Annotated in this window: 14 protein-coding genes and 16 pseudogenes; 14 read left to right on the top strand and 16 right to left on the bottom strand. The window is 58.3% G+C overall.

Translation table 11 applies throughout. From position 1 onward, the window contains the following. Nucleotides 1–135: 135 nt before the first annotated feature. The 4 genes and pseudogenes from FCU66_RS31920 to FCU66_RS42940 form a co-directional block, all read right to left on the bottom strand. Nucleotides 136–886, bottom strand: a pseudogene (locus tag FCU66_RS31920) (transposase); the annotation flags it as partial. Between the two features lie 106 nt (nt 887–992). Then, entirely contained in the window at nt 993–1526 is a 534-nt protein-coding gene (gene ectA / locus FCU66_RS31915; RefSeq protein WP_168992117.1) for a diaminobutyrate acetyltransferase, read from the bottom strand. A gap of 1052 nt (nt 1527–2578) precedes the next feature. Continuing rightward, the gene (locus FCU66_RS31905; protein WP_136621309.1) at nt 2579–2803 is read right to left on the bottom strand and encodes an ATP-binding protein; all 225 of its coding nucleotides are present in this window, start codon (nt 2801–2803) and stop codon (nt 2579–2581) included. Nucleotides 2804–2987: 184 nt separating this feature from the next. Beyond that, a pseudogene (locus FCU66_RS42940) lies at nt 2988–3116 on the bottom strand (Mu transposase domain-containing protein); the annotation flags it as partial. Between the two features lie 169 nt (nt 3117–3285). Between FCU66_RS42940 and FCU66_RS31895 the strand changes: the two are divergent. Continuing rightward, a pseudogene (locus FCU66_RS31895) lies at nt 3286–4349 on the top strand (IS3 family transposase). A gap of 373 nt (nt 4350–4722) precedes the next feature. Here the strand turns inward: FCU66_RS31895 and queC are convergent. The 6 genes from queC to FCU66_RS41410 all read right to left on the bottom strand — a co-directional run bounded on the left by queC (nt 4723) and on the right by FCU66_RS41410 (nt 7877). Beyond that, nucleotides 4723–5460: a 7-cyano-7-deazaguanine synthase QueC gene (queC, locus tag FCU66_RS31890; protein ID WP_136621310.1), complete on the bottom strand. Its 738-nt coding sequence runs from the start codon at nt 5458–5460 to the stop codon at nt 4723–4725. 4 nt (nt 5461–5464) lie between these two features. After that, the gene (gene queD, locus FCU66_RS31885) at nt 5465–5818 is read right to left on the bottom strand and encodes a 6-carboxytetrahydropterin synthase QueD (protein ID WP_136621311.1); all 354 of its coding nucleotides are present in this window, start codon (nt 5816–5818) and stop codon (nt 5465–5467) included. Beyond that, on the bottom strand, nt 5815–6450 hold the full coding sequence (gene queE / locus FCU66_RS31880; protein WP_136621312.1) for a 7-carboxy-7-deazaguanine synthase: 636 nt from the start codon (nt 6448–6450) through the stop codon (nt 5815–5817). Before queE ends, queD begins: the two co-directional genes overlap by 4 nt. Before the next feature lie 236 nt (nt 6451–6686). After that, nucleotides 6687–7148, bottom strand: coding sequence for an iron-sulfur cluster assembly scaffold protein (locus FCU66_RS31870; protein ID WP_136621314.1), 462 nt, complete (start codon nt 7146–7148; stop codon nt 6687–6689). A gap of 26 nt (nt 7149–7174) precedes the next feature. Next, a complete protein-coding gene (locus tag FCU66_RS31865) occupies nt 7175–7495 on the bottom strand; it encodes an iron-sulfur cluster assembly accessory protein (protein ID WP_136621321.1) in 321 nt (106 codons plus the stop codon). Between the two features lie 241 nt (nt 7496–7736). After that, on the bottom strand, nt 7737–7877 hold the full coding sequence (locus FCU66_RS41410) for a hypothetical protein (RefSeq protein ID WP_168992118.1): 141 nt from the start codon (nt 7875–7877) through the stop codon (nt 7737–7739). A gap of 616 nt (nt 7878–8493) precedes the next feature. On the opposite strand from FCU66_RS41410, the gene ectB reads away from it, so the two are divergent. Beyond that, nucleotides 8494–9753 carry a diaminobutyrate--2-oxoglutarate transaminase gene (gene ectB / locus FCU66_RS31860; RefSeq protein WP_136621315.1) on the top strand — a complete coding sequence of 420 codons (1260 nt, stop codon included), beginning with the start codon at nt 8494–8496 and terminating at the stop codon, nt 9751–9753. After that, entirely contained in the window at nt 9743–10585 is an 843-nt protein-coding gene (locus FCU66_RS31855; RefSeq protein ID WP_136621316.1) for a 2OG-Fe(II)-dependent halogenase WelO5 family protein, read from the top strand. Before ectB ends, FCU66_RS31855 begins: the two co-directional genes overlap by 11 nt. A gap of 120 nt (nt 10586–10705) precedes the next feature. On the opposite strand, the pseudogene FCU66_RS31850 reads toward FCU66_RS31855, so the two are convergent. Then, nucleotides 10706–11144, bottom strand: a pseudogene (locus FCU66_RS31850) (IS110 family transposase); the annotation flags it as partial. 150 nt (nt 11145–11294) lie between these two features. Here FCU66_RS31850 and FCU66_RS31845 point away from each other — a divergent pair. Then, a pseudogene (locus FCU66_RS31845) lies at nt 11295–11537 on the top strand (IS110 family transposase); the annotation flags it as partial. A 91-nt stretch (nt 11538–11628) separates the two neighbouring features. Then, nucleotides 11629–12778 (top strand): annotated as a pseudogene (locus FCU66_RS31840) (IS110 family RNA-guided transposase); the annotation flags it as partial. 387 nt (nt 12779–13165) lie between these two features. Here the strand turns inward: FCU66_RS31840 and FCU66_RS31835 are convergent. Then, a pseudogene (locus FCU66_RS31835) lies at nt 13166–13291 on the bottom strand (transposase); the annotation flags it as partial. On the opposite strand from FCU66_RS31835, the pseudogene FCU66_RS42935 reads away from it, so the two are divergent. After that, nucleotides 13289–13579: pseudogene (locus FCU66_RS42935) on the top strand (IS110 family transposase); the annotation flags it as partial. The pseudogenes FCU66_RS31835 and FCU66_RS42935 sit on opposite strands and share 3 nt — an antisense overlap. A 72-nt stretch (nt 13580–13651) precedes the next feature. On the opposite strand, the gene FCU66_RS31830 reads toward FCU66_RS42935, so the two are convergent. Together FCU66_RS31830 and FCU66_RS42290 are read right to left on the bottom strand one after the other, a co-directional pair. Further along, nucleotides 13652–14443: a LuxR family transcriptional regulator gene (locus FCU66_RS31830; RefSeq protein WP_246094114.1), complete on the bottom strand. Its 792-nt coding sequence runs from the start codon at nt 14441–14443 to the stop codon at nt 13652–13654. A gap of 601 nt (nt 14444–15044) precedes the next feature. Further along, nucleotides 15045–15218, bottom strand: a pseudogene (locus FCU66_RS42290) (IS481 family transposase); the annotation flags it as partial. An 80-nt stretch (nt 15219–15298) separates the two neighbouring features. Here FCU66_RS42290 and FCU66_RS42285 point away from each other — a divergent pair. The 7 genes and pseudogenes from FCU66_RS42285 to FCU66_RS31795 form a co-directional block, all read left to right on the top strand. Then, nucleotides 15299–15548, top strand: a pseudogene (locus FCU66_RS42285) (transposase); the annotation flags it as partial. Between the two features lie 312 nt (nt 15549–15860). After that, a pseudogene (locus FCU66_RS31815) lies at nt 15861–17264 on the top strand (ISNCY family transposase). A gap of 408 nt (nt 17265–17672) precedes the next feature. Beyond that, entirely contained in the window at nt 17673–18956 is a 1284-nt protein-coding gene (locus FCU66_RS31810) for an ATP-grasp domain-containing protein (RefSeq protein ID WP_136621318.1), read from the top strand. Between the two features lie 44 nt (nt 18957–19000). Continuing rightward, nucleotides 19001–19237, top strand: coding sequence for a tyrosine-type recombinase/integrase (locus FCU66_RS42605; RefSeq protein WP_281285565.1), 237 nt, complete (start codon nt 19001–19003; stop codon nt 19235–19237). 133 nt (nt 19238–19370) lie between these two features. Continuing rightward, nucleotides 19371–19524, top strand: a pseudogene (locus tag FCU66_RS42930) (transposase); the annotation flags it as partial. A gap of 1147 nt (nt 19525–20671) precedes the next feature. Continuing rightward, complete coding sequence (locus tag FCU66_RS31800; protein ID WP_136621320.1) at nt 20672–21559, top strand: TauD/TfdA dioxygenase family protein; 888 nt, start codon at nt 20672–20674, stop codon at nt 21557–21559. Between the two features lie 328 nt (nt 21560–21887). Continuing rightward, a pseudogene (locus FCU66_RS31795) lies at nt 21888–22092 on the top strand (IS66 family transposase); the annotation flags it as partial. A gap of 38 nt (nt 22093–22130) precedes the next feature. Here the strand turns inward: FCU66_RS31795 and FCU66_RS31790 are convergent. Continuing rightward, nucleotides 22131–22378: pseudogene (locus FCU66_RS31790) on the bottom strand (IS481 family transposase); the annotation flags it as partial. Nucleotides 22379–22492: 114 nt separating this feature from the next. Between FCU66_RS31790 and FCU66_RS31785 the strand changes: the two are divergent. Next, a pseudogene (locus FCU66_RS31785) lies at nt 22493–22702 on the top strand (IS110 family transposase); the annotation flags it as partial. Between the two features lie 124 nt (nt 22703–22826). Here FCU66_RS31785 and FCU66_RS42275 read toward each other — a convergent pair. Next, nucleotides 22827–23186: pseudogene (locus FCU66_RS42275) on the bottom strand (IS110 family transposase); the annotation flags it as partial. Nucleotides 23187–23382: the final 196 nt, after the last annotated feature.

Below are 23382 nucleotides of genomic sequence, written 5' to 3'. Positions count from 1 at the left end.
TCGTGCCCTAGGGCAAGACGCATGGCCAGACACTCGTCGAGCGCAGCCTGCAATGACTATGACGCAGCTCCCGGCCAAGTCATACCAATGGTCCGTAGCGCCGCGATATCCATCGTGGTGGTCAGCTGGCTATGGCGTACCGGGCAATCCGAAGAGGTAGTCGCGCATTGTTCTCGCACCAGGCCATGACCTCGGCCCGGCATAGCGGCCGTCGCTGCGGACCGGGATGCGGTGGCCCGCCAGCGGGCGCGGATGCGCCAGACAAGCCGGCGCAGATGGCTGCGTATCTCCTTGCCCGTCTGGGTCTTGCCAAGATGCAGGATCACGGCTCCCGGACGTTCGGTCGCGGCGTCATGGATGTGGATCGCAGGAAGCAGCGCTCGTCGTAATGGGCATTGAAGAGCGAGAGCTGCTAATGGCCGTGAAAGACATCAACGTGTCGTCGATGTCGAGCGTCACGCTTTTAGGCGGCGTGGCATAGCTCGACTGCCACAGATCGACCAGCACCCAGCCGAGCCGATGACGGTGCGCAGATCGGGCAGGTTCTCCAGGCGAGCAGGTCGGCTGCGAGCACAGATCAATCCCGCTGTCGGGCAGCCGCCCGAGTCCCGGTGCAGTCAGTCGATATCGTTGCCATCCTCGTAGCCGCATGCAATCGCAAAGATGCGGGCGCGGAGAATGTCGACCATGGCGTGCGTTACTCGCTGTGGGTCGCGCGGGTCGTGGATCGCAGCGGCCAGCCTGTCGGCCAGTTTCAGGCGTCGCTCGGCCGCGGCCAAAAGCATGACGCCACCGTCCGAGATGATGCGTCCGCCATCAAACGCAGCTGTGATCTTCTTGCGCCACCGCTGGAAAATGACAACGGAAGCAACGTATCGTCGGTCATGGCGGGGTGTGGCTCGCGAGATGTGTGGCAGGGCTGGCTTAGACAACCGAATCCTACGCCACGACATCCGCCAATCTCTCAGACGCTCCGTCGTGCATAAGACGGGCTAAATCGAGCGCGGTTTGATGGGGCCGATCGACATCATGTACTCGCTCTCATACTGTCCCTTAAAATGGGCGTCATGGTCGAACCAGAGAGCCTGCCGAAATGGCGCGCCCAGGTCCCGAGCCAGAGTGGCAAAAAGCAAATTTGAAGCCTTGTTGGAGAGCGCGACAGTGGCCTTGATGTGCGTAACGCTCTCGCAAAACGGCCTGTTCAAGGCTGAAACGATCAGTCCCTTGCCCAATCCTGTGTTGCGCATCGCAGGATGCACAGCAATCTGCCACACGAAGAGCGTGGAGGGCTCGCTGGGCGGTCGATATGCCGACAGCCAGCCAACCACCTCTCCAGCACGCTCCGCGACTGTGCAAGTATCTGCGAAATGAGTGCAATGCAGAAGTTCGCAGTAGAGCGTGTTACGGTCTAGTTGCGGGCAGAGCGCGATGAGAGCCCACACATCGGCTGCATGATTGTACGCCGGCTTTCGGAAAGTCACCCGCTCCGACCGTCCGTGGGATCGGCCTTGTTTGTCACTGGCCATCGACAACCCTCCAGGAGAACCTGTCATCTTTTGTCCCCAACCTTTCCGCATTTGCTAAACACTTTGGAGCCCAGTACTGAGTGGCCGGTACGCGCAGGTCGGGCACGGCGCAACCTTTCCCCTGAGGGTTCGATTCTCGCTTCGGCAATTTGACCTTTGGCTATTTGTTCCTAGGACACAGTTTCCAGGCAATTGCCGGAGCCCGAATCGTCTTTGTAGGTACGCCCACCGCCGGTGTCGGTCCCTTGACCAAGGTATCCTTACAGCGACCGAGATAAGCGTTCCTCCGACCTCAAAAGCGTCGAGCTCGCTCAGATCATTCACGGCCGACTGAAGGCCAACCGCAGTCGACGACCAGATGCGCCGGAAAGTGTCGAAGCTCGCCGCGAATAGTGGGCAAGGTTTGAGCAAAACGTGTGCGTCTACATGAGCTTTCTAGGGAGCCGCCAAATTTAGCTCCATCAACCCGCTCGTGCGCCCCAATGGCGAGATCAAGTGACGCAATCCAGATAGTCACCTTTTCGCCGCTTAATCCGGCCCTTGCCGGGGAGCACTGGCGAGCGGATCTATCAATTACATTACGCATGTGCCTGGTCCGTATGTTGATTAGCTGGAAGGGCCACTCGAGGCCCACGCTCGTCCCATGACATGAACGGCATGGCAGTTCCTTCCGCTTGCGATGAGGAGGCTTCACAAATCGTGCCAGCTTCCCCATAAGCTTTTGACTGTGGTTTACGCCTTAAAGGAATGGCTACCCGGAGTTTGCCTGAACCACGACTGCGTCGCGTACGCGACAAATCGAACGGGCTTTGTCGGTTGCCGAGCATTTTCCAGGGGAATGGACACGGACCCACTTCGAAGGGGACAGCATTGCGTTGGCTCCGACATAGAACCCGACAAGGTTCCACCCTGAGTCGGCTCCCGCTCGCGACAGTCAATGGCCGGGCACGAAGGGCAGATACCAGCTCGTCGACGATCGACAATTTCTGCCAAAAATCAGATCGTCAACTTCTTTTCACGGAGGCTACGCTGGTGGCGATGCTGGCCAAGGCTCATAGCGACGGTTCCCTCGACAAGAACTGCACGTTGTAATTCTGGCGGATGGCCTCGCGGCCGAGGCTCACGGCCAGATGCGGCTTGCCTCTGCTTGGCGGACCGAGGCACAGAACCCTGTCGGCCATGGGCAATGATCGCCACTGATCCAGCGACGAGTGGGCATAGAAGTTGAACCCGCCCAGTTCGGGCATGAAGGGGAACAGCACCAGCTTGCTCGACATGGAGATGGCCGCTCGTCGCGCCGGGTGATCTCGGGCGACACAGGCCTCGCGCAAGGTCGTGATCTACCTGCGTCATCGCTAGCTTCCTCCGACAACCGCCTCGTATTCGGCAAGCGTGCGCAGCAAGGCGGGAAAATCGCATCGACCTGGTCTGCAGGACGAATGGCGCGGCCGGCCAGAATCACACAGTCTCGCCGATCAGGCGCCAAGGTACTGAGCAGCTGTTCGTGTCCAGGTCGATCGCACAGTGTGTCTGTACCTTGCGCACCAGATCACGCAACTATCCGAACGGCGCCCGGCCAACCATTGTCCTGCCCTTTGCGTATCCCGACGATCAGGGTCACCCAGAAGGGTTCGCAAACGAGATTGGCCCCGGTGTCCTAAAGAAGATGGGAGAAGTGCCTCGGCAAAATTGAACCGGTCGCTGAGTGGAATTTCTGCGCGAACAGAGCCAGAAGACTGACCACTGCGCAGGAGTTGACATGACGCGACGTATACGTCGGAACCACGCACCGAATTTCAAAGCGAAGGTGGCCCTGGCCTCGATCATCAAAGGAGAGAAGACGCTTTCGGAACTGGCGGTGCAGTACGATGTGCATCCGAACCAGATCACGGATTGGAAGAAGCAGCTTCTCGAAGGGGCTGCGAACGGGTTCGGTTGACAGACAAGTCGGAGCCGACGGTCGACGTGAAAGCTCTGCATGCCAAGATGCGCAGTTGACGCTGGCCAACGATCTTTTAGGGGCGGCGATCGGCAAGGTCGGCTGGTTGGGGAGCGCAAGGCGATGATCGATCGTGAGCACGACCTGCCGGTTGGCAAACAAGCCGTCGAGCTGGGATCAGCCGTGGCAGTGTCTACTATCTGCCCATACGAGCATCGGCGGAAGATCTGAAGCTGATGCGCCGCTTCGACCGCTGCAGCACCACTTTGCGGGCAGCCCGATGCTGCAGAAGCTTTTGAAGCGCGAGAGCCATGAGACTGGGCGCCTGCACGTGCGGACCTGCGCATGGGCATCGAGGCGCTGTACCGCAAACCGCACATCTCGAAGCCCGGCGACGGGCACAAGATCCTACCCGCATCAGCTGGGCAAGCTGGCGGTGAAAACCAGGTCTGGCTACGGATCTGACCTATATCCCGATGGCCAGCGGCTTCTGCTACCTGACCGCCATCATAGACTGGTTCAGGCGCAACGATTCTGGCTTGGCAACTTGTCGATCACCACGTGCCCTTCTGCATCGAAGCCGTCGAGGACGCGCTGGCGAGATACGGCAGGCCCGAGATCGCCAGCTCGGACCAGGGCAGCCAGTTCACCAGCCATGACTTCACCAAGGTTTCCCCTCGACCAAGAGATCGATATCAGCATGGACCGAAAAGGCATGGCGCGAAAATGTCGTCGTCGAGCGTGTGTGGCGATCGGTACGCCTACCGTCGAAGAAGCCTGTCTCAAAGCCTACAACAGTGTGGCCGAGGCGCGCATCCATCGGCAAATATCTCAACTTCTACAATCAGGGACGGCCTCATTCCGGCCTTGACGACAAGACATGAGGCCTACTTCAGCCCGTTTCCGCTTCCCGAATTCCTTTTCAAACAAACCGAGACACCTTGCCCGCGCTTGATGCGGTCGCGCGTATCCTTCATGACGGCAGCCGCCTTTCAATCCGCCAGCACATGAGATCGACCTTGCTGAATTACCTGCTCGATTGTCTTCCAGCGGTCGAGCAGATCCATCCAGCTCGCCATGGTGCTGAACTCCCCTACCAAACAGCACCACGCGAACGGCAAAGATCATCAAGGTCGAAGGTATGAAACAGCCCTTCGAAACGGCATTGAAGGCGCCTACCCTGGTCGTGCTGAACACCACAAAGAGAAGGAAACGATCTATGGAACAGATTGCCACCGTCGGCCTGGATCTGGGCGCTCACGTCATTTCATGGGCGGCCACCGGTGCCTCTTTGCGGGATCGGAATTGCTCCCACCCTGCTGCGCGAAGATTACACTCGACGCAGGTCCCGCAACCGAAACCCCAGCTATGTCTATGCTCTCGGTCTCCGCTATAGCAGGTGTGGCTTCCCTCGCAGATGAGCTTCACCAGCGCCTCGCCGCCCAGCCAATCCGCCAGCGCCCAGGTCTGCGCCTTGTCGCGCCGCATGAGGGGTGTGTGAATGACGAGACGCGTCTCCATTCCAAGGTTCAGGGCAAGTTGCATCGCTTTGACTGCGTCATCTCGACAATCCGGGTAGCTGAAACGATCCGTCTCGGACACGCCGATCACGAGGTGTTTCGCGCCCATCCGGTAAGCTATCGCGGCCGCAAAGCCGAGGAACAGAAGGTTGCGGCCAGGCACAAAGGTATTTGTTAGACCGTTCGCGTTCAGTGCGACCTCGACGTCACGCGTGAGCGCGGTATCGCTGATTTGGCCGAGCACGGCCATGTCAATCATGTGGTCCTCGCCTAGTCGCCCACGCCAGGCCGGAAAGTCTGTTCGAATGCGCCCGAGCAGGTAGGGCCGCACATCGAGCTCGATCCGATGCCGCTGCCCATAGTCGAAGCCGATTGTCTCGACGCGCTCGAAGTTCTCCAGCGCCCAGGCCAGGCAGGTTGTCGAATCCTGGCCGCCGGAGAAAAGGACGAGTGCGGTTCCCGGATCTCGCTGCATCGGGTCAACCCCCGTATTCAGCCCAGCACAGCGGTGTCTCATAAACTGTTACCGAGCACATTTGGCCAAGAAGCGGCTTGGTTTGGTGCCAGATCCAGACCGCAATGTTTTCCGCTGTCGGATTGTCGAGACCCTCAATCTCATTCAGATACTGATGGTCGAGACGTTGTAGAAGCGGTCCGAGCATAGCCTCGACATCGAAGAAATCGATGACAAAGCCCGTGTCTGGATCGACGGGCCCTTCCAGACGCAGTTCCACACGGTATGAGTGGCCATGCACGCGGTGACAGCGATGGGTCTTTGGCACGCGCGGAAGACAGTGCGCTGCCTCGAAGGTGAAAGCTTGCGTAATTTTCATGGGATCCCGAGAAGTTTGTGGGTTTGCAGGCTCAGGCGCCAACGTGGGTTGGCAAGACAATAGGCCACTGCGGCGGCCGTATTCGCCTCGCGCTCGGGCCCATCCATCGGCTGAAGCAAAAGGTGCTCAAACGGGAGAAGTTCGAAATGTTCGGGCTCCGCGCCAATCTGAGGATATACAAGTTTTAGCTCGTCCCCTGCCATGACCACGAGCCGTGCATTGCATTTCGGACTGACGCACAGCCAGTCGATGCCGGCGGGTGTGGGGATGGTACCGTTGGTCTCCACGGCAATTTCAAACGCCAAGGAATGCAGCGCTTCCAGGAGTTCTTCATCGATCTGGAGGAGGGGTTCCCCTCCGGTGAGCACGACAAGACGCTGCCCAGTTCCCGACCCGCGCCAGGCTTGTTCGACCGCCAACGCAAGCTCTTGTGCGGTGGCAAAATGTCCGCCACCGGGGCCATCTACCCCAACGAAATCCGTGTCGCAGAATCGGCAGAATGCACTTGCCCGGTCGCCTTCACGTCCCGACCAAAGGTTACAGCCGGTGAAACGACAAAATACGGCAGCCCGCCCGGCATTTCGTCCTTCACCTTGAAGGGTGTAGAAAATTTCCTTAACCGCATATGGCATTGCTTACGCGACCTTCCGCTGAGCAAGGGAGCGCCTCTGCTGGCTTACGAGACGGGGCAAAAGCTGGGAAACGTCCCACTGCACGTTTTGCAGCGCGTTCCACCGTTGAGGCTGTTTAGCGAAAACCCACTCGCTCGAACTCCACGCAGAATTAGGGTTCGGTGGGGGAAGGCTGAGGGGAAGGGTCTGCGGCTCATCGCAGCCTATCATCACGAGAAATGGTTCGATCACGTCGCTCATGGCGATGATGCCTTGACGAGGACGAGGCGTGAGAATCCTGGCGTCTCCTCGAAAGCCTGCCTCACAGCACGGAAGAACTCGCTCATCAGCCGCAAGCCGCGCTCCAGGATGAGGCGGTCGAGCGATGAGTATGTCGTGTGCGGCGGCAGGGCGCCGAGAAAATCCGCCATGTCCTGATCGGTGATCTGAAGGGCTTCATCGATGGTCTTGCCGACGATGAATTCGGTAACCGGCGAGGAAGCGGTTATGTCCGAGCCGCGGCCGAAGGTCTGGAACGTTGCGGCGGAGATCGTCTGCGTCTTACGGTCGAAAGCCATCGTCAATTTAAGCCCATCGCCGTAGGCGACGGCGCCGACCTTGCCGGCCGCTTTGGGGATGTCCAAAGCGCCGACAGTGTTCGGGTTGATGAAATACACCTTGTCGCTGATGAGGTAGACGTTGTCGGTGTCACCCCGCATGGCTCCGATCCTTGTCGTTATGGCGGCTAGCCGAAGGACTTGCCGCAGGCGCATTTGTCCCGCGCATTGGGATTGTCGAAGACAAAGCCCGAGGACTCCAGGTCCGTGACAAAGTCAACGGTCATACCGGCGAGATGGGGCTGGGAGTTTGCGTCGACGAACACCTTGAACCCGTCCGTCTCCATGATAGCATCGCCCTCGCGCGAGCCGCTTTCCAGACCCATCAGGTATTTGAGGCCGGCGCAGCCGCCCGCCTCGACCATGATACGAAAGCCTTCCGCCGGTTCGTCGGCGCGGGAAAGCGCGGCCTTGACGGCGGCGACGGCGTTTTCAGTGAGTGTGATCATGGGACTATTTTCGTGCTGATGCATTCGCAAGTCGCGCTGCACAGAGCGTGCCAGAGAGGACGATTGGATTAAAACACCGGGTTAGCGGATTTGACGCCCTGTCTCACATCCAACAATTGTCGGATGTCGGACAGAGTGAAACCTTGCGTACAAAAAGCGGCATCGGACACATCGCCAGTGGCGTCGCCAGAGCCAGCGTTTTCGATCGTATGAATGTTGACCAGTGTAAGGGTGGGAACTCTTAGACGTGCTGCGCTCCAAAAGCCGCGCCATCGTCACCACACGGTAAGGTGGCGAACACCGGGTGGTCGATAACTGCATCGATCGCGCCTTCTCGAAGCAGGCGCGGTCGATTCTGCGTCAGCTCGTTGATGCCGAACACCACCCCGCGTGCTCCGCCCGTGGCCTGCAGTGCGGCCGTTACCTCGGGAGGGCCGACTGAGGCATTGTATATGGCGTGAAGCGAGAAGGTGGGCCAACGTGCCGCCCAGGAAACAGCGCAATCACCGGCACGGCGGCCACAATTAGAGGCTGCGGTCAGTTCCAGTTCTGCCGCCAATTCGCGGTCCGGCTCATCCGCGCCTCAAACGAAACCTGAGCAAGCACAGGTCTCGCCGTCACATCGAAGTGAGAAATCGCCATCTGCCACAGCTACTCGTCGGCAAGGCTGCCGTCACAGCCGACGTAGAGAAATACAAGCATCGTGGTTGCAGTCATGCTGGAAAAAACCCGTACGGTTGTGTCGGTCGCGCTCGCCAACAACGCCACCGCTAGCGTTGCCGTAAAGGCGAGTACTGACTGCCACGCTATCGATACCCAAAGCGCTGCAACAGATTCGTCAAACAAATTTACAGAGTCTTTGCGAATGCAAGTCGCGGACAATGATATGTTCGCTTTAGTCCGAGATTGGCCGTAGCTAATCGTCGAAACGAATGGTTTGGATGCGTGAACAGGAACCTGCAGCGTTCATCGCGAGCCGCATATAGAGAGGCCCTTTAATGGATATCGACATTTTCGCAGCTTACGAGTCTAACGTTCGCCGCTATGGGCGATCGTATCCCACAGTCTTTACAAAGTCCCTTGGGGCGACAATCTGGGACGAGACCGGCAAACCCTATATTGATTTCTTCGTGGGGTCCGGCGCGCTCAACTACGGTCATAACAATCCAGATATTATGGTGCCGGCAATTCAATATCTCAACGATAAAAATATTGTGTTGTCACTTGATATGTATACAGCTGCAAAGCGTGATTTCATCGCAGTGTTTGTCGAGTCGATCCTGAAGCCCCGGGGCCTTTCTTACAAGATACAGTTTCCTGGGCCAACCGGGACAACCGCTAACGAAGCGGCGTTGGCGCTGGCGCGAAAATATACCGGCCGCTCGAGTGTCATGGCCTTCACAAATGCGTACCATGGCATGTCGCTCGGCTCCTTGGCGGTGTCGGGTTCAGCGTCAACGAGACAGCTTGGCGGCGTTGCTCGCCACGATGTGATCCGTGTTCCTTACGAGAACTATCCGAACCAGACCTTCGATTCCGCGAGTTACATTGATCACGTGTTGGGCGACCCAGGCAGCGGGATAGAGAAGCCGGCAGCAATCATCCTGGAGCCCATCCAGGCAGAAGGCGGCATGAACACCGCATCCGCACCATGGCTCTCAGAAATTCAGCGCATTTGCCGTAAGCACGACGTTGTTTTCATCGTCGATGACATTCAGGCTGGCTCGGGACGAACGGGCGATTTCTTCTCGTTCGAGTTCGCGAAAATCGAGCCAGACATCGTGTGTCTTTCGAAATCGCTAAGCGGTTCAGGTAATCCGTTGTCCATAGTTCTGATTCGCCCCGACATGGACATATGGAATCCGGGAGAACATAGCGGGACCTTCAGAGGCAATAATCTCGCCTTCGTGACTTCAGCGGCCATGTGCACAATGTGGTCCGATAGGCAGTTTACTACAGCCGTCGAGCGGACGGCCGACAAACTGCAAGATCACCTTGATCGCCTTGTTGCGAAATTCCCCAAGTGCATCGAACAAAAGCGCGGCCGTGGTCTGATGGCCGGCCTCAAGTGCCGTTCGCAGGCCGTTGTTGACCGGGTGCACGATGTCGCGTTCGAAAACGGCCTGCTGATCGAATCCTCGGGGCCAAATCGCGACGTCATCAAAGTCCTTCCGCCGATAACCATCTCAGATGTCGAGCTCGATCACGGCATCGCCATCCTCGATCATGCACTACGGGAGAAAACCAATGGCGACTAACCAAGTAGCTCAAACGCCGGCCATCTCGCCTCTTACGATCAAAGAACGAACCGGCTCGATCAGCATTGCGGAAATCATCTCGGTCCTGAAAGGTGAGATCACGGCTCTGCATATCAGACAGGCTTTCAGCACCGAAGTAGCCGAGGAGATCACCAGGAAGTTTTTTGGCAGTCCCGGTCTCGACGAGCGCAAAGATGGCGTCCCCGGACAATATGTCGGCGCATCCCACTACAGGAAGGATGCAGCCACCTATTTCAAGGAGGCGGAAAATGCACGGCCGCACGTTGATGCCCTTTTAGGCAATTTAGTTGACCCAGTTCGAGCATTGTTCGACGCATTGAAGCGCGAGCTTCACAAAGGTGGCATTGAATTGCGGCTGGCCCGTTCAGAGCACGGTCAGGCTAACGTTTGTCGGGCTCTAAGTTGGACCGGCAGCGGCACATTTTCCTTGGACCCCCACGACGACGTCGCTCAAGTGTTACGTGCTGGGAACAATTACGAGTTTTCTGCGGTCGCGCACAACACCGTCGCAGCGCTCAATTTCTACCCCAGCATGTCGGGGGAAGGTGGCAATCTGCGGCTCTGGAGCCACAAGCCGTCGGTTGCCGACCGAAAGTCGCAGGGGGTGGAAACCACGGGCTATCCCTATTCGGCAGCCTATCTCAAGGGCATACCTTCTCGCGACGTCCAGCTTGAGGCCGGGGATATCGCCCTGATAGATGGCGGTTTCGTTCATGGGGTCACCGGCCAATCAGGCAACGGGAAGCGTCGCGTGCTGCTGAACTGTTTTTTCGGATTTGCGCGGCCAGATCTTGTTCTCTGGTGGACCTGAAGTTGGATGTCGCAGCGACTGACCGGTTTCCCGCGGGGCGACATGGTCCGGAAAAATATCAGGAGGAGCTTGACCTCAACGACCCAATCAGAGAAGCCTGCTAGAGCAGTCCGGTTTAATCCGGGTCATACCTCGGATCTGGTTGGGCTCGAGGGTGATCCGGACCAGTCGGGTGCGTGCTGCCACGAGCGTGCGAATCAACATGCTGTCGAAGCCTTTAACCCGCACCTCGCGAAAGAACCCAGCTTCAGCAAGATGCGCCGAACCGTCGGCATCGTTCGCGTCCGTCTTGTTCGCCCATATCAAGCGCAGCTTTGGCATGGCGAGAGTCGATGCAGACTGCTGGCAATCCGCCGCTGCGTAGGGAATGATAGAACCATACCGACAGAGGACCGGTTTCGAACATGATGCGCTTTGCGGCCGGTGCCCGCTTGCGGACAAATTCGGCAATGATGTTGGAATCAAATGCGCACTTTCCGCGCCAGATTCGTTCGCCTTCACGGCGGATCGACACAGACGTCTCTTTCATCGACACGTTGAGACCGATATATTCTGTCATGGCTGTTCTCCGTTGATGCTGGGCCCGGTGTCTAGTCGTGGTTGGCTCTCAGGGCCGCCGCTGCGGCGATTACCTCATGTGGATGGCTCCTGTTCTCGGCGTCGCATTGCGCCATAGTCGGGAAGTCATCATCCCGCATAGAGGAGCCTTTTGTTCGAGCTTGCCACAGTTGGTATCGACCTAGCAAAGAGCGTTTTCCAGGTTCATGGTGTCGACGAGAATGGTCGGGTTCTCGTGCGCCGCCAGTTTGGTCGAGGCCAGTTGCTCGCATTTTTCGAGAAGCGCCCACGATGCCTGATCGGCATGGAGGCTTGCGCAGGTGCTCACAACTGGGGGGCGCAGGCTGCAGGTGTGGGACGTGACGTCCGGCTGATGCCACCGTCCTATGTGAAGCTTCCATGAGGAGGAGACGCGCGCGCCTAGCTCTGGAAGAGTTGGGTCGCTCACTTTCTCGATGGAGACCTTTGCCATGCAGACTGCCAGAATGACCACCGCACATACGATTGCGACCGTTGAGTGCGGCGCGATTTTCGTTTCTCTGGAGCTCAGCCGCTCGACGTGGCTGGTGACCACCCTTGCGGCCCCCGTGGGGTCCAAGCTGTCGAGGCATCAGGTGCGGGGTGGGGATATGCCGGGGCTGCTGGAGCGGTTTTCGGATCTGCAACGCCATGTCCGCCGCCGGACCGGCCGGATTGTCCCAGTAATCGTGATCCAGGAAGCCGGACTGGACGGGTTCTGGATTCACCGCGCCCTGGTCGCGGAAGGGATCGAGAGCCACGTCGTTGACCCAGCTTCGATCGCGGTTTCGCGCCGGCATCGCCGCGCCAAGACAGATCGGATCGACGGGGAGGCGCTTGTTCGCACACTCATGGCGTGGAAAAGGGGCGAACCGCGGGTCTGTTCGATGGTTTGCGTACCGACACCGGAAGAAGAGGATCGTCGGCGCCTTTGCCGGGAACTGAAGACTCTGATGGAGAGCGTATCCGTCATGTAAACCGGTTGAAGGGTCTGTTCTTCGCGCAAGGGATCGTCGGGTACGAGCCTCGGAACAAGGACCGCCGGGAACGCCTGGAGCCTCTGCGCACCGGAGACGGGCGGCCGCTTCCGAAACATCTCAAGACGCTGGCCCTGCGCGAGCTGGAAGTCATCGAGCTGCTGAACCGGCAGATCGAGGCCGTGAAGGCGGAGCGTGATGCGCTCTTGGAGGAGGCTCCGGCCGCCGGTTCCGCACTGGAGCCGGCTCGGATGTTGCTTGAGCTCAAGGGCATTGGCCCCGGTTTTGCCGGCGCCTTGTGGTCCGAAGGCCTGTTCCGGAAATTCGCGAACAGGCGCCAGGTCGCGGCCTATGCCGGTCTTGCGCCCACACCCTGGAAGAGTGGCACGATCAACCACGAACAGGGTGTCTCGAAGGCGGGCAATCCCCGTTTGCGCGCCATTGCCGTGGAATGGCCTGGCTCTGGCTGCGGCATCAGCCGGGTTCGGCGCTTGCACGCTGGTATCACGAGAGAGTCCGCCGGTTCGGCCCACGCACCAGGAAAGTCACGATCGTCGCTCTGGCGCGCAAACTGCTTGTCGCTCTGTGGAAGTACGTGACCGGCGGTGTCGTGATCGAGGGCGCCGGAATGAAGGCCGCCTGGCCGCTACCCGGAAAACTAAAACCAATTCCACCGGGACCCGATCAGTTCCGGCGGAACCGGGGGGACGAACCGGCGTAGGGTTTGGCGTCGCACGCCGTAGTTAAGAATGGTCCCGTCCTCGCGAGCCCTGTCCGCAGGATGCGGAATTCTGGTGCAGCCGTTATCTCGGCGACCGTATGTGAGCTTGAGCGCGCAGGTCGACTGCGACACGCGTTCCAATGAAGGGTTCGGACCTTGGATCCGAAACACCAGAGGAGAAAACGATGACCTGAAAATCCATACTTGATCCAATCCTCCTCATGTGAGCCTTACGTGACTGCGGACGCGCGGCCACCATCTGCGAAGCAGTGACGCGCCCCTCTATGCGGTTTGTCGCCATCAAAAGTGGCGCCTGCTCACGCGCGACTTTCTGTTTCCCACCCTCTGCTTGCCTCCGGTGGAGTGCGGTTTGGGTGTGAGGCCGGGCCAAGCGGCATAGTCCCTCGCGCAGTCGAAATTGTGGACATCCGGCGGCGGACGGAGATCGGCAACGCGATCCGGGCCCACATGACGGAGTTCGGTGTCACAGCGGCAAATGGCGCGCAGAATGTCGATCGATTGAAGGGACAACTGGATCACTCCCGGAAGCGGCCCGGATGCCGGTGAGTTTGCTCTTCGAGCAGTTGGCCGAGACAGACAAGCGGATAAAGCGGTTGACCGACGAGATCGGAGGGATCTTACGAGCAAAGCGAGACAAGCCAGCGTCTGGCTACGATCCCAGGCGTGGGCATGCTACCGGCGACGATCATTGCGGCGACGTATGGAGGTCACCCGCAAAAAGCCGGTCGACTTTGTATAACTTGATGACCACAATCTGTTCGCCTCTGCTTTTCACAACTCGATGAGCTTGAAGTTTACGGCCTTTATAGCAGCGACCGTTCTGCTTGTGGTATCAAGTTTTCGCATTGCATTTTTTATATGAAAATTCACAGTATTTACGGATATTCCCAGAACTATTCCTATTTCCCACGACGATTTCCCTCTTGCTGTCCACAGAATACACTCCTTCTCTCTTGGAGATAGGTCAGCTACATCCTCTTTGACGCGCGAGTTCGCAAACTGTTCTACCATAATATAGAAATGAAATGCAGCAATTTGCAAGTACGTTATTGCGCAATTTTGGAAATCTCGGTCCAAATCTTGAGCAAAGCTCATGATCGCAAAATTGCCATTTGGGCCGTGTAATGGTACGCTAATGCCTGACCTTAAACCGAACGTCGCAGCTTCATCGAAAACGCGCCGTTCGTCTTCAGTTGTGCTTGCGTCGTTGTACACCTCACTCCATCGAAACGCGCCTACGCGCTTTCGACTTGTCTTGATGATCGGGTCTATCCTGTCATAGCCCATTTCGAAATAGCGCTCCTGCCATTCATCAGGATAGTTCTGCATGAGCGCCGGATCGTGCGGGGCCGGCTTCAAGAATTTGTTGTCGGGCGTCAGTGAGCCATAAGCAATCCAAGGGCAGTTGAAATTCAGGGCAAAAGCAGATAACAGGTCGAACAACTGCTCGGGTTTAGCAACGCCGTCAGTCTGGTAGAGAAATCGGCTGAACTCGCCCGCAAACGCTTCTCCGGCTGCCGTTGGAAAATGCATCGTCGGGGCCAAAGACAACTGGCCGGACACTCTAGTTGCTATCCATCGACGTTGAGAGACACTACTCATCGGAGGCGTTTCCATAGTCCATGCTCGGCAGTCAATTGCGCCGAATTTTGTCACTGGTCTACAAAGCTGCCGGCTTCTAAGATTGGGCCGGCATCGCCGAAGGTCTATCGTATCCCCGCAGCGCATAATGTTATTTTAAATTAAGTGTATGTCGCATAAGTTTTAACTGAGTAAGGCATTTTTCAATAATATCTAAACGCATGCAATGTTTCGCAAGTTGATATCGCTTGATATGTCGACCTCTATTCGTATTCTATGGGGGCTGTCCATCCTGCTCCGGCGAAGGCGAGCTGTCAGAGAATCAACGGATCTATCGGCTCTGCCGTGAAGAAGGAACCAGCAGATCGCAAGCGTCGATCGCACGGGCGCATGCTGGCGCTCCAGGCGCATGGGCACATCTGTCCATCCAGCACGGGGTCTGTGCGTACGCATCCAACGCCGCCAGCGCAGCATGTTGCGAGCGATGACCGTGCCGTCGAGCCGTTGAGGGGTGGCGAACAGAGTGGTGGTGCCATTCCGCCTTTAGTCGTCGGTCATGGTGCCGAGTCTGCCCCTTCTTTGTCGGCAGTCCCTCATAGGTTCTTGAAGGGGACGTGTAGAGTTCGGCCGGCACTTTCAAGTCGAGCGCTTCCTGCGGCCTTTCCTCATTGAATTCCTTGACGAAAGCTTCGAACCTTGCCTGCTGCTGCAGGATGTTCTTGCCCGGCGGCCAGGTCGTTTCCTTTTTCAGCGTCAGGTCTGGGATGGGGCTCTCGGCATGGGCGCCAAGCTGGCAAGACCCGACAGTTCTGTTGTCGTACTCGTCGGCGAGGGCGAGTGGAAGACAACATAGAGGAGACGCTGAGCTTCTATCACAAGCACATGAAGTCGACGAACATGCTGAGGGGCTGAACCAGGAGATCAAACTGCGCACACTGGTCGTGCGCATCTTCCCCAATCCGCAGAACTGTCTGCGGCTCGTGCGCGGTGGAGATCCATGAGACCTTGGCTCGAGGCGACCCGCTACCTCAACATGGGGCATCTGCGCGAACACAAGAAGGAGAGCCTGAGGGCATTGGCCTCCTGAAGCGGCCGGTGCGCCCGCCGCTCCGCTGCACAGAGGCTTCGCGACGGACACACCATGTGCCATTCTGCAGAACTTGACGCACAACTATCAGCGCCTCACAATGAGCTCGTCCGGAACTCCCTAACGTGCTCATAGGACCATCTGCAAACGCTCGATCTGACCGTTGTAACCAAGAAATCAATGGGCCGGAGACGCCGCTGCGCGGCGACAAACAAGGTGAGACTCGCATTGCCTCGTCGAAAATGTTCCTGAATGTTCAACCGTTGCCTCACATAAGTTGCTTCCTACCCAGGGCTAAGAGCAGGGGCGACTATGGGACGGCTGAGCATGGCGACAAGGAAAGAACTGACGACGGCGGTTTCAGAGCGCTATCGTGCTTCGACGCGAGCGGAGAAGGCGAGAATTTTGGATGAGTTCGTCGTCGTCACGGGCTTTCACCGCAAGCACGCGTTGCGGCTGTTACGACGCGGTGAGGGGCCGTTTGCAGGCCGGCGAGCGCGGCCGCGGATTTATGATGAAGCGGAACGCAATGCGCTCATTTCTGGGAGGCGTCCGGCAAGCGGCTGAAGGCGTTGCTGCCCTTCCTTCTCGAGGCGACGGAACGGCACGGTCTTTTCGACCTAGCGCCCGAAATCCGGAGCAAATTGCTGGCGATGAGCGCGGCCACGATCGACAGGACGCTGGGGCCGATCCGAGAAGGCTTGGGACGTCCCCGACGACGGCCTGCAGCGCATGCCCTGCGACGGAGCATTCCCATTAGAACGTCGGCGGATTGGGACGATCCAGCGCCAGGCTTCGTTGAGGCGGACCTCGTGGCCCATAGCGGCCTTCGGCTCGCGGCAGCTTCCCTCGTGCTCACCGACATCGCGACCGGCTGGACGGAATGTGCGCCGCTGCTGGTTCGCGAACAGACGCTGTTGAGCACGGTGCTCACAGAATTGCGCAAGCAACTGCCCTTCGCGCTTCTCGGCCTGGATACGGACAACGACACCGTTTTCATGAACGAGACATTGAAGGCCTATTGCGCCGCCGCCAACATCGTCTTCACGCGCTGCCGCCCCTACCGCAAGAATGACCAGGCCTTTGTCGAGCACAAGAATGGCGCCGTGGTGCGTAGGATGGTCGGATATCGTCGGTTCGAGGGGCTGGAGGCCGCCACGCTGCTAGCGAAGCTCTACCGGTCAGCGCGGCTGTTCGTGAACTTCTTTCAGCCATCGTTCAAGTTGATCGCGAAGCAGCGCGACGGCGCACGTGTGCGCAAGACGTATAGTCCGCCAGCTACGCCGCATCAGCGTCTGGTTGCCGACGCTCGCATCTCAGATGCCGGCCATGCGCCCTGACGGAACAGCTCAGCCAATCGACCTTTTCCTGGCGAGTTTGCGGACCGCTTGGAAGGACCGAGCTATCCGGCCGACGGATCGCCCGATTGTGAAACCCAAATGGGGGCGGCGGCATCCTGACCCTCTCGTAAGGCGACTGCGGACTTACGAAATTGGTTCGAAGCCGAACCTTGGCGAACCGGCGGCGAACTTCTGTCACGACTGCAGGCCGAGTATCCCGGCGATTACCCCGGACAAACTGCTTCGAACGCTTCAGCGCCGGCTAAAGGTCTGGCGCAGCGAACAGGCGGACGCGTTGCTGTTTGGCCCCTTGAACAAGGAGCTCGCCGATCCTGGAGATCGCAGAGTCACACTGAGGCGCCGTGGCGCTCGCTAAGGAGGCCGGGCGCTGCGAAACCCCGGCCATCTCCGCGCCCGGCCTCCTTAGCCCCAAGCCGGGAGCAAAATGGATGAGGCAACGCTCGAATCTCGAGGAACATCGTTACGTGAGGCAATACGCCGTCTCATCCAGATTGTCGCGCCATACGCCGCATACCTATTTAGGAACTTCTCGACGAGGCAGTGCGCCGTTTGCGAGGAAGCTGTAATGACGGATGCTGTGCGGGTGACCAAACGAAGAAGTGAAGTAACAGATCCTTCCTATAAAATTTACAGAATCTTTACGGCCCCAGGTCGCAGACGATGGTACATTCATTGCGAAGTCTCGGGTGAGACACAGCTGAGTACGATGACGGCAGGCTATCTTCAGGCCGCAGGAACAACACGCAAGGGAGGATAAATAACTATGGCACGAAGAGCCCTTATGCTGATTGAACTGAGTTCGCGAATCGGTTTTCTATACGTCCAAGCGGCCCAACGTCTTGGTCTTCATCCCATTGTGCTGTCGGCTGACCCAACTCAGTACGACTATCTTGCGGCGGAAGGGGTTGAATCAGTGCGTGTCGATACAAGCGATCTCGACGCGCTGATCCGCGAATGTTCCCGCCTGAGTGCGACCTACGACATTGCTGGCATTACGTCCGTCGGGGACTCGTTCTATGCGACAGTTGGCAAGCTTTGCCGGTATTTCGATCTACCGGGACCGAACCCCGTATCGATTGAACGATGCTGCGACAAACTCACTCAACGTCAGCTTCTCGCGGAGGCCGGCGTTCCAGTACCTGCTTTTCGCGTTGCGGCGAATGCGACAGTCGTGGAACGCTTTGCCGTTGAGATCGGGCTGCCGGTGATTCTTAAGCCAGCAGTAGGCACCGGCAGCAGCGGTGTCCGATTATGCGACAACGTCGACGAGTTAGCCGAGCATACGGCTCATCTATTAGGCAGAAAGCACATATCGCGGCTTTCACCGAGAATATTGGTCGAAGAATTCGCACAAGGCCCCAGTTATTGGGCCGACATTATGGGAGATCAGATCATTGGGATTGGCACCAGTGACTGCGGACCTCCGCCGCATTTCGTCTGTCGTGAGTGCACCATTCCGGCCCCGCTGACTGATGACGAGCATGAGCGTATCGCTGAAATTTCCATGAGCTGTTTGCGAGCTCTCGGCCTTGGCTGGGGGCCAACGGGCATTGAATTCCGATGGACGAAATGTGGCCCAGTCGTCATTGAAGTCAATCCGCGGCTTCACAGCACGCCTACTCCCCAACTGATTCATCTGGCTTACGGTGTCGATCTCATCACGGAGCACGTCAAGCTTGCCATTGGCGAAGAATGGGACTTACGAAGAAAGCATTCGTACACTGCGGCCGCGCGGTTCCTGGTTCCTGATCGCGATGGCGTCCTCGATTGGATCGATGGCGACAGTCGGGCGGCAGCCGTACCCGGTGTCGCCGAGGTCAAATGGTACGTTCAATCCAAGACGCCGATCGTCAGGAACGGCGATTTAGGAGACTGGATCGGACATGTCATCGCTGCTTCACCCAGTCATGCTCAGACGAAAGAGATACTTCAGCGCGCCGTCGATTTGGTCGATTGGTCGATCACACCGTGTCCGACCCCTGGCGAGCAGGAGCAATTAGCGGCTCTTCATGTTCGCGCACCAGCGATGGTGCCAAGTGCCAGGTAGCAAGTGATCGTGGCCGCACATTGGTGTACATGAGCGTCGCTCTGATGACCACCTATGGGGCGGGTTTACGGGCCTCGGAGGCGATGCGTCTGAAGGTGAACGATATCGACAGCAGCCGAATGGTCATTCGCGTCGAGCAGGGCAAGGGCGGCAAGGACGGCAAGGACCCTTTAACCAAGCCGGGGCGTTGGTGTTTCCCCGGCGCGATGGCCGCGGCCCGATCCATTCGCAGATATTGGGGATCGCCTGCCGAGCGGCACCTGCGAACTCCTGGGCATTGAGAAGCGAGTGACCGTGCATACCTGCGCCACAGCTTCGCCACCCACCTTTTGGAAGCCCGCACGGACATACGGATTTTCAGGTGCTGCTGGGCCATCGTAGCCTGGCGACGACGACAGTCTACCATCATCCGCTATCCACCGCGTCGTGCCAGGCGGCGGCCTGTCGCTCGATCCTGCCCGGCCAACGCCGGGGACCAGACCAGCGATGGATCGCCTGCCGGCCGGGATTTTTCCTGCCCGTGCGGATTCTGTCGCGCCTGTTCAGGCGGCTATTCTTGGAGCGCCTGCAGGGACGCCTTCTAGGCCGGCCAGCCTCGCTTCTTCGGCGATCTCGCCAGGAACACCTCTCCAGTCGGGCTACCCCCTCTCTCCGTGACGTCCCTAGCGACGCTTCCGCTTGTGGACTGCCACGCACAGTGCATTCAATGCATCGTGCGCCCCTCTTTGGTTGGAACCCGTATGAGAAAACCACAGAAGTCGCCTTTATAAAGGCCTTGAGCACCATGACGGTTGCCTCTCGACGTTCCATCAGGCTCAGCAGCGCGGCTGGGTCCGGTTCCAGCTTCTTCACCCGCTGGCTTTCGAGACTGGTAACCTGTCCCGCCACCAGCCAGTTTGATTAACTCATTTCGACAACCGTAACGCTGCTATTCTGCTCAAACAAAGCGAACGACTCGAATCGTTAACCTAGTCATGGGCACCTCTGTCGCTTCTTTCGGACTATGGTGCCATACCCCCGCCGTTCGCCCCGTAGCTTCTCCTGATTCATGGGTGGTCGGCATTATGGAGGGCCGGCCATGAAGTGGAAGTCCGATCTTCAGCGCTGGCTTGCGCTCTTTCTGGATGTTCTGCGGCACAAGGTACGGGCGCGAATGTGTCCGGCTTATGTGACGGGATGACGTTTGTGATCGCAAGAGCGTCCAGCCCCGATGGCGGCGCGGACGGTGGCGTCAGGTACCATCGCCAGCGGGAGTTGGGAAGCAAGGGCACTTGAGAAGGTCTTTGCTCGCCGAAGCAGACAAGATGGGTTGGTGGCACTGAGGCTTGGCTGATCGTCGATGAGGGCCCTCAAGGGTGTGAAGCGAAGTGAGGATTGAACCCTGCTATTGCGTCAGCGAGGAATGTACCGAGCGCGATGGGGCCAACAAGCCCAACCTCTAGGTCTCGAGTCAGACTAGCCTACCAGTAGAGGCAGGTGCCGTTCGCGCTGCAGACATGTAACACTACCCAACATCGAACACAGGCAACATTATGAAGCCGCAACGAGCGAGTACGAGCCCGCGATAACCTCTGACCGTGATGCCCGCTGAAAGGAAAATTTGGAAGCGCTGGCAAAGCTGGACTTGGCACTCTTCTTCTGAAAAATGTCACAGTTGAATTGCTTTGCACAGAGAGAGAGAGAGAGAAAAGGCCGCAACTTTGGAGAATGCCACCATGAGTGAACTGGACTTGATCGATAGTGTCATTCCGCGGACTGATGTCGTCAAATGCACGGCGCGCATCGGCGCAGAAATCAGGAACATCAAGCTGTCGGCTGATCTACCGGATCAGACCATCGCTGCGATAAACCGTCTGGTACTTGAGCATAAGGTCATCTTCTTCCGTGACCAGGCTCATCTCGACGACGCCGAGCAGGAAGGCTTTGCTCTTCGCTTCGGGAAGCTTTCGCTATACCCCGAGGGAACGACGCCCATCTTCGATATGGATTCTGAAGCCAGAGATATTCAGGCTGACGTTTGGCATATCGATTGGTCCTGCATGGATGCGTACCCGAAGATTGCAGTACTGCGAGGCGTTCTGATCCCACCAATTGGCGGCGACACGGTGTGGTCAAACACTGCGGCCGCATATCTCGATTTGCCTCTGCCGCTGCAACGGTTAGCCGACGACCTCTGGGGTGTTCACAGCTTTCCCGGAGCCTATAAGAGGCCCTCTGCTGAAGCCCTTATCGGACCGAGGATCGAGACCGAGCACCCTGTAGTACGCGTCCACCCCGAGACCGGCGAGCGTACCCTGGTGCTTGGCTCGTATGTATCACGTTTCATTGGCGTCCCAAAACATGACGGCCAGAGGCTCCTCGATCTATTTGAGTCTCATGTCACCGCCCAGGAAAACACAGTGCGCTGGAAGTGGAGGCAGGCTGATGTTGCTATTTGGGACAATCGAGCCACGATGCATTGTGCGACCAAGGATTACGGCGACCAGCGTCGCGTCGTTCGTCGCGCAACCATCGAGGGCGAGGTGCCCGTCAGTGTCGACGGTCGGCACAGTGTTGCCCGTTTCAAATTCATCCAGCCGCTGCCGTCCGCAAAGGTCGTCTAGTGGTCTCTCATGTTCCCTGTCAAATGAAGGCGAGAAGGAACAAGTGCTTGGGGCAAGTGTGCAAAGCAGTCGGCTTGGCTGGACCTGCACAGGGCGGGGAGTGGAGCTCGAAGAGACTGTTGATCAGACTCTCATCCAGCGGTTGGTTACCGCCTTCCGTGTCTTCGTCTCGGGGCTTTCCTGCGCATGCGGTTGCGGCAGCATGGGCCACATTCTGGTCCTCGTGCAGGTCATACTCGACGCGCTCTCGCGGCAGACCGTCAGTCAGCGGCTTGCGGCCCGGCTTCTTCGGCTCCAGGCTTATGCGCGTCCGGCAGTTCCGTAGGATGGGCGAGCCCTCAGCGAGCAGCTGAATATAGAGGTGAAGGCGACGGTACTGCAGCATGTGCGGACCAAATATGCGTGCCGACTGCGATCGCACCGGGCTTAAAACGTCGATCGTGATGGCGCCGATGCCGGCGCAACCCCTACCGGGCAGCGTCGCCACGCCATCCACGCTCGCGCTCGTGCAAGGCTCACAAGCAGTTGCCGGTCCTGGGCGCTGCGCTGATCGCCCATCAGCAGTGCCTCGCGTGTGGCGGCGGAAGGCGACGATGTGGGCCTCTTCCTCGACAGACAGAACCATCGATCTAAAATAGGCTCCCTGGGGCCGGTGGGCAGATTGGCGATCGAACTCCGCTTAGTCCACTTCGCGACTGTCTTGGGGTTGATGACATAGCGCTTCGAAAGCGACCTCAGGCTCGCTTGACTATGTTGTGTCGCCCGACGGATCGCCTCTGTCGTTGTGGCGCTCCCATGCAGACCCTGGCCATAGTGCATCCATTGAGTTGGACGACAATGATGAACCATCAAAGATCCCATGACCGGTGGTGGATAGCGACCTGCGCTCTGGCAGAGTGGGGTTGCTGACCAACAACTCTGTGGAGGCCAATCATGCGTGTTGTAGCCGATCGATCTGCGGCGCCTGCCGCTATCCGCACCGATCTTGGCGCGATCTTCGTTTCTTTGGAACTCAGTAAATCGACCTGGTTGATCACTTCGCTGTCGCCGGGCAGTGGAGAGAAGATGTCGAAACATGCGGTCCGCGGCGGCGATATCACAGGACTGCTGGCACGCTTTGCCCAGCTTCAGGACAAGGCACAGGCAGGGGTCCAGAAAGCGAGACAGTCTTTAATACGGCATTCTAGCCAGCTGGGATCTCGGTTCGCCTCCTGGATCCGCCGAGGCTGGTCAGGCCTCGAGGGATGAGTGTATCGGTGTGATGTCGTCAGACGGCCTTCATGACAGCACCTTCGATCACGACGCCCGCGGTCACGTATTTCCACAGCGCCACGAGCAGCTTCCTTGCAAGGGCGACGATGGTTGTCTTTTTGAGGCGCCCCCAATTGCGCATCACGCGTTCGTGGAACCAGCGGGTAAGCGCTGAGCTCGGTTGATTGCGCAGCCACAGCCAGGCCAACTCGATCATCGTGGTTCACAGCCGGGGGTTGCCGGCCTTCGAGATGCCGGGCTCGCGCCGACGCCTTGGCAGAGCGGATTGGTCCAGCACGAGCAAGGCGTGCCGGAACAGCCCTTCCGCGTAGAAGATGGCGGCACACTCGGGGCCGATGCCCTTGAGATGGAGCAATGCCGCTGCTGGAGCGTGACACGGCTCGGTCAATCGAGCCTAATCAAACGCACATACGGTCGCCGCTTGAGACGGCTGCACCAATATCCCGCTTGCGGCCGTCATGTGAGCCTGGATCAAACATCTAGAGCGGGATGAATTGAGCCTGAATCGACGGCGGATTCCCTTGGGCAGGCAAATCTGATTGAACTAAACC

Origin of the sequence: Mesorhizobium norvegicum (assembly GCF_004919685.1) — a bacterium.
Taxonomy (GTDB): domain Bacteria; phylum Pseudomonadota; class Alphaproteobacteria; order Rhizobiales; family Rhizobiaceae; genus Mesorhizobium; species Mesorhizobium norvegicum.
Note: the sequence above shows the minus strand (reverse complement) of the source record. Positions and strands in the feature narration are given on the sequence as shown.

Bases quoted from the DNA above. Each gene is read 5' to 3' on its own strand.
- ectA (WP_168992117.1), bottom strand. From the start codon at position 1,526: ATGGCCAGTGACAAACAAGGCCGATCCCACGGACGGTCGGAGCGGGTG.
- FCU66_RS42605 (WP_281285565.1), top strand. From the start codon at position 19,001: ATGACCACCTATGGGGCGGGTTTACGGGCCTCGGAGGCGATGCGTCTG.
- FCU66_RS31905 (WP_136621309.1), bottom strand. From the start codon at position 2,803: ATGTCGAGCAAGCTGGTGCTGTTCCCCTTCATGCCCGAACTGGGCGGG.
- FCU66_RS31800 (WP_136621320.1), top strand. From the start codon at position 20,672: ATGAGTGAACTGGACTTGATCGATAGTGTCATTCCGCGGACTGATGTC.
- queE (WP_136621312.1), bottom strand. From the start codon at position 6,450: ATGCCATATGCGGTTAAGGAAATTTTCTACACCCTTCAAGGTGAAGGA.
- ectB (WP_136621315.1), top strand. From the start codon at position 8,494: ATGGATATCGACATTTTCGCAGCTTACGAGTCTAACGTTCGCCGCTAT.
- FCU66_RS31855 (WP_136621316.1), top strand. From the start codon at position 9,743: ATGGCGACTAACCAAGTAGCTCAAACGCCGGCCATCTCGCCTCTTACG.
- queD (WP_136621311.1), bottom strand. From the start codon at position 5,818: ATGAAAATTACGCAAGCTTTCACCTTCGAGGCAGCGCACTGTCTTCCG.
- FCU66_RS31865 (WP_136621321.1), bottom strand. From the start codon at position 7,495: ATGATCACACTCACTGAAAACGCCGTCGCCGCCGTCAAGGCCGCGCTT.
- queC (WP_136621310.1), bottom strand. From the start codon at position 5,460: ATGCAGCGAGATCCGGGAACCGCACTCGTCCTTTTCTCCGGCGGCCAG.
- FCU66_RS31810 (WP_136621318.1), top strand. From the start codon at position 17,673: ATGGCACGAAGAGCCCTTATGCTGATTGAACTGAGTTCGCGAATCGGT.
- FCU66_RS31870 (WP_136621314.1), bottom strand. From the start codon at position 7,148: ATGCGGGGTGACACCGACAACGTCTACCTCATCAGCGACAAGGTGTAT.